Origin of the sequence: Arthrobacter agilis (assembly GCF_002953615.1) — a bacterium.
Taxonomy (GTDB): Bacteria; Actinomycetota; Actinomycetes; order Actinomycetales; family Micrococcaceae; genus Arthrobacter_D; species Arthrobacter_D agilis_B.
Genome location: NZ_CP024915.1, coordinates 1722877 through 1731862, shown reverse-complemented (window position 1 = coordinate 1731862; position 8986 = coordinate 1722877). Strand labels below are relative to the sequence as shown.

At 65.5% G+C, this 8986-nt stretch carries 8 protein-coding genes and 1 pseudogene; 6 read left to right on the top strand and 3 right to left on the bottom strand.

Translation table 11 applies throughout. The features are described 5' to 3' along the window. The first annotated feature begins 244 nt into the window (after nt 1-244). Nucleotides 245-1342, top strand: a complete 1098-nt coding sequence (locus CVO76_RS08285) for a 4-hydroxy-3-methylbut-2-enyl diphosphate reductase (RefSeq protein ID WP_208741629.1) — start codon at nt 245-247, stop codon at nt 1340-1342. A 196-nt stretch (nt 1343-1538) separates the two neighbouring features. Here the strand turns inward: CVO76_RS08285 and CVO76_RS08280 are convergent, their stop codons facing one another. Next, a complete protein-coding gene (locus CVO76_RS08280; protein WP_133082553.1) occupies nt 1539-2870 on the bottom strand; it encodes a DNA recombination protein RmuC in 1332 nt (443 codons plus the stop codon). 84 nt (nt 2871-2954) lie between these two features. Here CVO76_RS08280 and ychF point away from each other — a divergent pair, with 84 nt between their 5' ends. From ychF to CVO76_RS08260, 4 genes are all read left to right on the top strand, one after another. Further along, complete coding sequence (ychF, locus tag CVO76_RS08275) at nt 2955-4040, top strand: redox-regulated ATPase YchF (protein WP_208741628.1); 1086 nt, start codon at nt 2955-2957, stop codon at nt 4038-4040. A gap of 329 nt (nt 4041-4369) precedes the next feature. Further along, nucleotides 4370-4642 (top strand): pyrophosphorylase, encoded by a 273-nt coding sequence (locus CVO76_RS08270; RefSeq protein ID WP_244186313.1) that lies wholly within the window; start codon nt 4370-4372, stop codon nt 4640-4642. A 324-nt stretch (nt 4643-4966) separates the two neighbouring features. Next, nucleotides 4967-5494 carry a hypothetical protein gene (locus CVO76_RS08265; RefSeq protein WP_208741626.1) on the top strand — a complete coding sequence of 176 codons (528 nt, stop codon included), beginning with the start codon at nt 4967-4969 and terminating at the stop codon, nt 5492-5494. Next, nucleotides 5491-6039: a hypothetical protein gene (locus tag CVO76_RS08260; RefSeq protein WP_208741625.1), complete on the top strand. Its 549-nt coding sequence runs from the start codon at nt 5491-5493 to the stop codon at nt 6037-6039. The genes CVO76_RS08265 and CVO76_RS08260 overlap by 4 nt, the downstream gene beginning before the upstream one ends. A 974-nt stretch (nt 6040-7013) precedes the next feature. On the opposite strand, the gene CVO76_RS08255 is transcribed toward CVO76_RS08260, so the two are convergent. After that, a complete protein-coding gene (locus tag CVO76_RS08255) occupies nt 7014-7517 on the bottom strand; it encodes a DUF4188 domain-containing protein (protein WP_208741624.1) in 504 nt (167 codons plus the stop codon). A 54-nt stretch (nt 7518-7571) separates the two neighbouring features. Between CVO76_RS08255 and CVO76_RS08250 the strand changes: the two genes are divergently transcribed. After that, nucleotides 7572-8141: a TetR-like C-terminal domain-containing protein gene (locus CVO76_RS08250; protein WP_208741623.1), complete on the top strand. Its 570-nt coding sequence runs from the start codon at nt 7572-7574 to the stop codon at nt 8139-8141. 224 nt (nt 8142-8365) lie between these two features. On the opposite strand, the pseudogene CVO76_RS08245 reads toward CVO76_RS08250, so the two are convergent. Further along, nucleotides 8366-8986: pseudogene (locus tag CVO76_RS08245) on the bottom strand (hypothetical protein); the annotation flags it as partial.

Genomic DNA, 8986 nt, shown 5'->3' with positions numbered 1-8986 from the left:
GGGTCGAGCGCGGTGGCGGACGTGTTCGTCCGAGGGTTGGCGGAACAGGCCGGAGCAAGCGTCGCCGAGGCCGGCGTGCCCGTGGTCGTCGGTGGGCTGGTGGCCGTCGTGGTCGGCGCCGTCGCGCAACTGGCGCTCGGTGGTCGGCGTCGTCGGGACGATCGGCGCCCGGTGTAGGCTCAGCTCACAGCGGAGAGGACTGCGATCAGCAGGTCGAGCAGCACCCACCCGGTAGAATCGGATCATGACCAGTACCACCGTTCAGGTCCCCATGCCCACCATCCCGCGCAGGCGTCGCTCTCCGGAGGACGTCCTCGCAGCCGCACCGGTGCCGGGGGAGAAGAAGGTACTGCTCGCAGCCCCCCGGGGTTACTGCGCCGGCGTGGACCGCGCGGTCATCGCCGTCGAGAAGGCCCTGGAGCACTACGGACCCCCGGTGTACGTGCGGAAGCAGATCGTGCACAACCTGCACGTGGTGTCGACGCTCGAGGCGAAGGGCGCCGTCTTCGTCGACGAGACGGACGAGGTGCCGGAGGGCGCGCTGGTTGTCTTCTCTGCTCACGGGGTCTCACCCGCCGTCGTCCAGTCCGCCGAGGACAGGGGTCTCCGGACGATCGACGCGACCTGCCCGCTGGTGACGAAGGTGCACAAGGAGGCCCAGCGTTTCGCGCGCGACGACTTCGACATCCTCCTGATCGGCCACGAGGGCCACGAGGAAGTCGAGGGCACGGCCGGCGAGGCGCCCGATCACATCCAGATCGTCAATGGGCCGGAGGACGTCGACAAGGTTCAGGTACGCGATCCGGAACGGCTCATCTGGCTCTCGCAGACCACACTGAGCGTCGACGAGACCATGCTGACCGTGAACCTGCTCAAGGAGCGCTTCCCGACGCTGCAGGATCCTCCGAGCGATGACATCTGCTACGCCACGTCCAACCGCCAGGCGGCCATCAAGAAGATCGCGCCGCAGACGGATCTCGTCATCGTGGTCGGATCGGCCAACTCGTCGAATTCCGTGCGACTGGTCGAAGTGGCGCTCGAGTACGGTGCGAAGGCGGCGCACCGCGTGGACTTCGCCAATGAGGTGAACGAGTCCTGGTTCGAGGGCGTGGCCACCGTTGGCATCTCATCCGGTGCCTCCGTCCCGGAGAACCTCGTCCAGGATGTTCTGAGACTGCTCGCTGAGTACGGCTACGGCGAGGTCGAGGAGGTCGTGACGGCCCAGGAGGACATCATCTTCTCGCTGCCCAAGGAGATCCGCGCCGCGCTGAAGGCGATGGGTGATCCGTCCCAGGGTCGCGGTGGCCGGGGCCAGCGGGAGGATCGGACGTCCCTCAACTGAGGCTCCAGGCACGTCTGCCGTTCAGGGCGGGCGGCACGACGGGACAGGGATGGATGCACCACCGCAAGGGCCTGGCGCCTCACCCGGTGTAGCATCTCCTGCCGCCGGCTCCGCCGAATCCCACCAGGGTCTGCTGGGGCGGCGCCTGTCGGGACCGTCCGGGGAGTTGTCCCTCCGCCGGTAGGAGCGTGCCCGGCTACCCGTCGGTCCCGTCGAGCAGTTCGTGGGCGGTCAGGGAACGCGGCGTCGCGTCGATCGCCGACGCAGCGGTCCCGGAGCCCGCAGGCACGCTGCCTGCGCGCTGGGCGCGGGCGGTGCCGAGCAGGCTCACCTCCGCCTGTGCCTCATCCACTCCTCCCGCTGCCGCGTCGACGACGTCCAGGGATGCGGAGTCGAAGGCGCCGATCCGGCGTGCCGTGGGGAGCACCCTGGATTCGAGGGCGCCGACGAAGGAGTTGTAGCGCTCCACGGAGGTCTTCAGGGACGCTCCCAGACGGGTGACATGCCCGCCCATCGTCCCGAGGCGTTCGTACAGCTGCTTCGACAGGTCGAACAGCTCGCGTGCATTGTCGGTCAGGACGGCCTGCCGCCAGCTGAACGCTGCGCCCTTCAAAATGCCAAGAAGCGATACCGGCGATGCCAGGGCGACGTTGCGGGTGAAGGCGTAGTCGAGGAGTTCAGGGTCGGCCCGTAGCGCTTCTGCAAGGACCGACTCCACCGGTATGAAGCAGATGACGAGTTCGGGGGAGTTGGAGGCGCCTTCCCAGTACTTCTTGCGGGCGAGCGCATCGATGTGTGCACGCAGCGCCTTGCCGTGCTGCTTCAGCAGCTCGGCATGACGGGCTTCGAGGCCGGCTTTCTCACCCCCTCCTGCGTCCGCCGCCGGTCCCACCAGTTCCTGAGCCTCGAGGAACGCGCTCAGGGGTACCTTCGCGTCGATGACGAGCTGCTTGTCCCCGGGCAGCTGCACCACCATGTCCGGGCGGGCGCGGTCGCCGTCGTTCCCGGTCGTGTAGGAGACCTGCTCCAGGAAGTCCACGCGCGAGAGCATGCCGGCAGCTTCCACGACGCGCCGCAACTGGACCTCGCCCCACTGGCCCCTGGCGCTGGTGCTGCGCAGGGCGCCGGCCAGCGAGTGCGTCGTCGAGAGCAGCCGGGCGTCTGCTTCGCGCGCTTCCTCGAGCTGCCGCGCGAGCTGGCCGTACTGTTCTATGCGGTCGCGCTCGAGCAGCCCGACCTGCCGCTGCACCTGGGTCAGTTTCTCCGCCACCGGTGCGAGGGCCCGCAGGACGTCGTTGTCCGTCGATGTCTTGCCCGTCAGTTCGCGGTTGTGCTGCTGCAGGAGATCGCGCTGAGCCGCGGCTGCCGCGAGCTCCGTCGTCGTGCTCCCCAGCCGGGCTGTGGCGTCGTCGAGCTCGCTGCGCAGCTCGTCGTCGCGCAGCCGTACTGCGCGGTACACCAGGAATGCACCGACGGCGCACCCGATGAGGAAGGCGAGGAGGACGAGGAGGACGGCGGTTGTACTCATGCCCACACTGTCGCAGGAACCTCCGACAATCGGCGGACTCGACACCGCCGGTCGGTCCTCCGACGCCCGGTAGACTTGTCTCCCGTGGCTCTTACTATCGGCATCGTCGGACTGCCCAACGTCGGCAAATCAACACTCTTCAACGCGCTGACGCGCAACAACGTCCTGGCGGCGAACTACCCGTTCGCGACCATCGAGCCGAATGTCGGCGTGGTCAGTCTGCCGGACCCGCGCCTCGCACAGCTCGCCGAGGTCTTCGGGTCGAAGCAGATCCTGCCGGCCACCGTCTCCTTCGTCGACATTGCCGGCATCGTCAAGGGCGCGTCGGAGGGTGAGGGCCTCGGCAACCAGTTCCTCGCCAACATCCGCGAGGCCGAGGCGATCGCCCAGGTCATCCGTGTGTTTGACGACCCCGACGTCATCCACGTCGACGGCAAGGTGGACCCCCGCTCCGACATGGAGACCATCAACACCGAACTGATCCTCGCCGACCTGCAGACGCTCGAGAAGGCCATCCCGCGCGTCGAGAAGGAAGTGAAGATCAAGAAGCGCGAGGCCGCACAGCTGACCGCCATGCAGGCAGCGCAGTCCGTCCTCGAGCGCGGCGACACGATCTTCTCGTCGGTCACCAGCGACAAGCTCGAGATGGAACACCTCCGCGAGCTCAGCCTGCTCACCGCCAAACCGTTCATCTACGTCTTCAACGTCGACGACGCCGTGCTCGGCAGCGCCGAGCGTCAGGAGGAGCTGCGCCGGCTCGTGGCCCCCGCCGACGCGATCTTCCTCGACGCCAAGCTCGAAGCCGACCTCGTGGAGCTCGACGAGGCCGAGGCGCGCGAGATGCTCGAGATGAACGGCCAGGAGGAATCCGGCCTCGACCAGCTCGCGCGTGTCGGCTTCCACACCCTCGGCCTGCAGACCTACCTCACGGCAGGTCCGAAGGAGACCCGTGCCTGGACGATCAAGAAGGGTGCGACGGCGCCCGAGGCCGCCGGCGTCATCCACTCGGACTTCCAGCGTGGCTTCATCAAAGCCGAGGTTGTTCACTTCGAGGACCTCATGGAAGCCCGGACGATGGCCGAAGCCAAGTCCCGCGGGAAGGTGCGCATCGAGGGCAAGGAATACGTGATGTCCGACGGCGACGTGGTTGAATTTCGATTTAATGTCTAATTGCATGGCTGATTTGTAGGCTCTATCTATTGGTCGTAGGGCCTGGTGATCCTCATTCGTAGAATTGGGCAAGGCTTTTCTTTCCTCCCGGATGCGCGTCGTTTCGCTACTCCGCGTACGGGGTGTTTCTGCTGAGTCGAGAGCGTTCGGTTCTACACGTGGGAATCTGTCAGGAGGACGAGGATTCGTGGACCTGCCGCGTGGTCGTTCTTGCCGGTCTAGATTCACCGGGTTGGTGTTGGTAGGGTCATCAGCGTCCGCTCGCCGGCGTTTCTCTCATCCGGCATTGAAGCGGTGGTCTCTTGGGGAAGATATTTTTCATGTCGCGTGTGTTGTCTACCGAGCAAGCGAAGGCTGCTATCGGCCAGGTCCAGTCGATCATCAATGGTGGTTTCACCGATCAGATCTCGGCGCTGGATGCGCAGGGCAAGATCCTGTCGGACCCGAATGTCTGGGACGGACCGCTGGCCACGCAGTTCCGCGGGTCCACGTGGCCGGAGACGAAGGCCGCACAGGACAAGGCCCGCCAGGAGCTCGAGGAGCTGCGCACGCAACTGCAGAAGATCTCCCAGGACATCTTCTCCGCCGGCGGCGGCGCCTGAGCAGGAGCCTTTCGCGGTGAGGTCCCGCTGACCGCGCCACGTGGTGGAGTGGTGCGGTCAGCGGGATCGTCACGGAAACAGAGGTTCCCCGGTACTGGCTCTCCCGGACCGGGTCTTCGCTGAGCGGGTCTTTTCGCGTTGTTCTGCCGTGGGCGGGGTGTCCTCCGCCGGTCGTGGTTGTCGCAGGTCTTTTTTGTAGGTCTCTTCTTGTTGTAGGTCTTCTTTTCGTGCTTTTTCCCGTGCGGGCCTCTGCCCGGCGGATGTGCTGATCTTTCCTGTTGTTTTCTTGCTGGGACTACCGGCTCCGCATGCTCCTCGCCGCCGGTGGCTTCGAACAATGACTCCTACCGGATTTCGAAGAGCCGCACACGCAGCTCCGGGCAGCAACTGGCCTCCTTCGAGTCCGGGATGCGCACTGACCCTTACCTGAACGGTGCCGAACAAACCGGCATCGGGCACAGCTGGGGCCTGGCGAACGTCACCAGCTCTGAAGTCGCCGGAGCCCGGTATGACAAGGTGATTTCCCTCGCCGGGGCCGGGATGCTCCCGGATTGGGAACCACGGCCGACTACGGAATACTCGAACCTGTACTACGACGATGTGCTCATCCATGGTCAGGGCGCTACCAACCTCTTCACGAATAGAGGGGTTGTGTGGGATGGGAACAACCCGATTCATCGCGACGAGTTCGACCAGTACTTCTACCGCGGACCCGACGACGACGAACTCGACGGTGCGATCAACAGCGTCGAAGAGGGGAACATCATCATGGATAACCACAGCCTCATTGCCACCGACAGCGAGGACAACTTGAAAGCGCTTAACAACATGCTGAAAATTGTTGGTCGATGAGGGCGCGTAGCGGGTTCATGACGTTGTTGCTGGTGGGTCTGATCGGGCTTGCCGGTTGTGCCGGGAACCCGAATGCGGATCCGGCCGCGCCACCTGCGCCAACGGCCGCTCAAATACAGGAGGAATCGATGGACGCTGAACTCACCTGGCAGGAAGCCAAAGCCCACACCCAGGTTATGGAAGGGGAGATCGCCGCTCTGATCCCGAAGGATGCTGTTCTCTCGATTGATCAACTGCAGACGGGCACGCTTCTGTCCTGCAATGAGACCCAGCACAGTTGGGCTGGTGCAACGACGGTCACGGTCGCTGAAGGAACCGAGATAGAGCCCATCGTGAAAGCCATCGAAGCCCACTACCGGGCGAACGGAACCGAAGTATCCGTCGATAGGGATGTAGATGAAAACTATCAGATCCAAATCGACCCGCCTGCTCCAGGGGAGAGTTATCTCGTCTCCGACGGACTCTCCCCGAACGAGATCCGTATTGCATCAGGATCCGCGTGCTTCATGCTGCCCGAGGGCATCTACCCGGGCGGCGATTTCTGAAGGCCCGGTTCGTGGAGGATGGTAATTCTCGCACTGACCATCCCGGCCGAAAGACCTCGACCTGTTCCACCCTGCTTTCGCCACGCCTGATCTGACGACGTTCTGCCGCCTCGAGGATTTGCGGGAGGTTCTTCGGCGCCTTCAGTTGGGCGCCATGCAAGCGGACTTTAGCAAGAGTCATTGCTGATGAACGAGGGGCGCTGATGGTAAGCGAGAGTCCGCGAGGCGAATCGCGCAGGCAAGGATTCGGGTGGTTGTGGAACCTCCTCGGGTGAGAGAGCCGTATCTCAAGGTAATCGAACACACGCGCATGGGCGTTTGGCCTGAAGCATCACCGGACGTATCTGCTCATCGACGGTCAGGGGAAGGAACGAAGGCTGCACAGTACGGGCGAGGCGCGCGACGCACTCGAGTCCCGGCACGGTCGTCAGGATGCTTATCTGTGGTGCATCGAGCCGCGGATCTTTTTCGTGAGGGGCGGTCGGGGTGGATCGGATTTCCCTCAGGAGCTTTCGTCGTGGACCCGATCGAGTCGCATTGACGCCGCGATGTACAGGGCCGGTGGGTCCGCAGTACAGGCCGAAGCCCACGCGGATGAACGATCTTTCCGGGGCCGACGACCGCGAGGTGGCCGCAGCAGCGCACGGTGAACCCGCTTAGCACGCGTGAGGTCACCAGCATGATCCGCTGGTCAGTGGTGCAACATACGTTAGTCGGCTACGGAACGTGGTGGAGTTCCGCTTCAACGTATAGCCCTTGCCGGCCCGAACCGTGGGCCGCGTGTGCCGGACTGACTCAGAGTGTGCTCTGCCGGTTGCATACGGTGAAGGCACGGAGGAGGAAGCGCCCCGTGCACGACGCGATCGCGAAGCGATCCGCCGGTGACGCTGGCGGGTGGCCCGGTCCTGCACGGCGCCGGCGTCGGAGGTCTCTTCCGCTGGGCGGGTTCTTCTGCGAGATCTGGCGGGAACGGCTCACTCCGGCAGGCGCCGCCCGACCTCGTCCGCATTAAGGCGCTGGCGCGCGGTGTTCAGTCCCGCTCCTACCGGTACATGGCCCGTGGCCGCTGCCAGTCCGAAGACGGGCATGTCGCTGTACACGCTTTCCCTGCCACCCGGCATCGTCTCGTATGTTTCGTGCCACACGCCGACGTCGCCGGTGCCGGCGGATTCGCGCATGAACCGGCGCCAGGGCTCCAGGTGCGGCGCCGACCGGTCGGCCGCGAACCGCTGCAGATGCTCCGGGCTCTTCCAGTAGCTGACGATGATGGTGGTCCGGCCGATCCACTGCTGGTAGCTCAGAAGACCGGCCTCCGGCGTTGCGGCCAGATGGGCGAGCATCCTCGGCATGGCCGCGCCCACCCGTGCCACCGTCCCGAACTTCCACCATCGGTTGACGCGCATTCCGATCAGGAAGACCGTCACCGGGCCACCCTCGGGGTCTGCTGTGAAACGTCCTGCGTGCACTTGGTTCGTCATGTGCTTCTCCTGTCATAACGCTGTTATGAAACAGTGTTATGGAATACTGGTCCCATGGCAAGACCCATCGCCCATGACGAGACCCTGCGACGCAGGCTGCTCGACACCGCAGCCTCCCTCATCGCCCGCGACGGCGCCGCCTCCGTGTCGCTGCGCACCATCGCCGCTACTGCCGGGACGTCGACGACGGCGGTGTATTCACTCTTCGGAGGCAAGGCGGAACTGTTGACTGCCGTACTCGACGACGGCTTTGCTTCCTTCGCGGCCTCCCAGCAGGAGGCCGCGGCGGGCGGCCTCGAAGCCCTGGGCCGGGCCTACCGGACCTGGGCGCTGGAGCATCCGATCCTCTACGGCCTGATGTTCGCCGGCCCTCTGGCCGGCCAGGTGCCGTGTCAGCCGACGCTGGCTGCCGCCGAGCCGTCGATCATGCCGTTGTTCAGCGCGGTTGCCGCAGCATTGCCTGGAGCAGCGGATCATGAGATCGCCTCGATGGTCGGAGTCGTGTGGGGGCAGGTCCACGGGCTGGTGTCACTGGAGCTGGCCGGTGCGCCGGCGGCGGGCTGGACCTGGGACGAGGCCTACGATGCCGCCATCCGGAAGCTCGGTCGCTCGCTGGGGCGCTAGGGACCCTCGATTCTCGAGGAGCCGTGGTGGCACGCTCCCACGGGGGTCTCCCGCGACGACTGCATCCCCCCAAGACGGCACCATCGCTGATGGTCACGCCCGGCGGCACTGCCAGATCGACCCTGAACCACGCGCACGACATCGTGCCTGGCCGCACGAGCCGGGGTACGGGCTGGCTGCCCGGCCGAGCGTCAGGACCCGCGCGCCGGTGCAGGTGGTTCTGTTCAACTGGCGCGTGGTGCTCCGAGGAGGACGGGAGAGAGCGGCGTCCGGTGGAGGGTCATCGCGACGGCCCACGGCAAAGCCAGTGCCGCGATCAGCACCCAGAACGGCCGCTCCGTGTCGGGGACAGCGAGCAACCACAGCACGTAGGTGTGGGTCAGCACCACCATCAGGCAACCCGCGGCGAGCCTGGTGGACAGGACGTGGACCCGTGCCGGCAGCCGGGCGAACACGCCCTCGAGGATCAGGACGAGGCCGGAGCTGATGAGCACCGCCACGACGATGCTGAGGACCGGTGTGCCGAGCTCGTTGTACTTCATGTCCAGTGGCGCAGACACTCCGGCGACGACAGGTGTGGCCCCCGCGACGAGGCACGCTGCGCCGAACCGGATCGGCGCTTCCACCCGACTCCGGACGCGCCGGAGTCCCTGACCGGCGAGCAGGAAGATCAGCGCGGCGCCGGCAACCCCGAGCGACAGGGGGAGCCGGGCGAGGACGTCCCCGAACAGGTAGGTGACCGCCGTGATCGTCGCGATGAGTGCGACCCGGAGGGCAAGGGGAACACGCTCCAGCGCCCGGAACATGACGGCCGAGACGAACAGGGCACTCATGAACCAGTAGGC

Coding starts and splice junctions, on each gene's coding strand:
- CVO76_RS08285 (WP_208741629.1), top strand. CDS start 245: ATGACCAGTACCACCGTTCAGGTCCCCATGCCCACCATCCCGCGCAGG.
- CVO76_RS08280 (WP_133082553.1), bottom strand. CDS start 2,870: ATGAGTACAACCGCCGTCCTCCTCGTCCTCCTCGCCTTCCTCATCGGG.
- CVO76_RS08250 (WP_208741623.1), top strand. CDS start 7,572: ATGGCAAGACCCATCGCCCATGACGAGACCCTGCGACGCAGGCTGCTC.
- CVO76_RS08255 (WP_208741624.1), bottom strand. CDS start 7,517: ATGACGAACCAAGTGCACGCAGGACGTTTCACAGCAGACCCCGAGGGT.
- CVO76_RS08260 (WP_208741625.1), top strand. CDS start 5,491: ATGAGGGCGCGTAGCGGGTTCATGACGTTGTTGCTGGTGGGTCTGATC.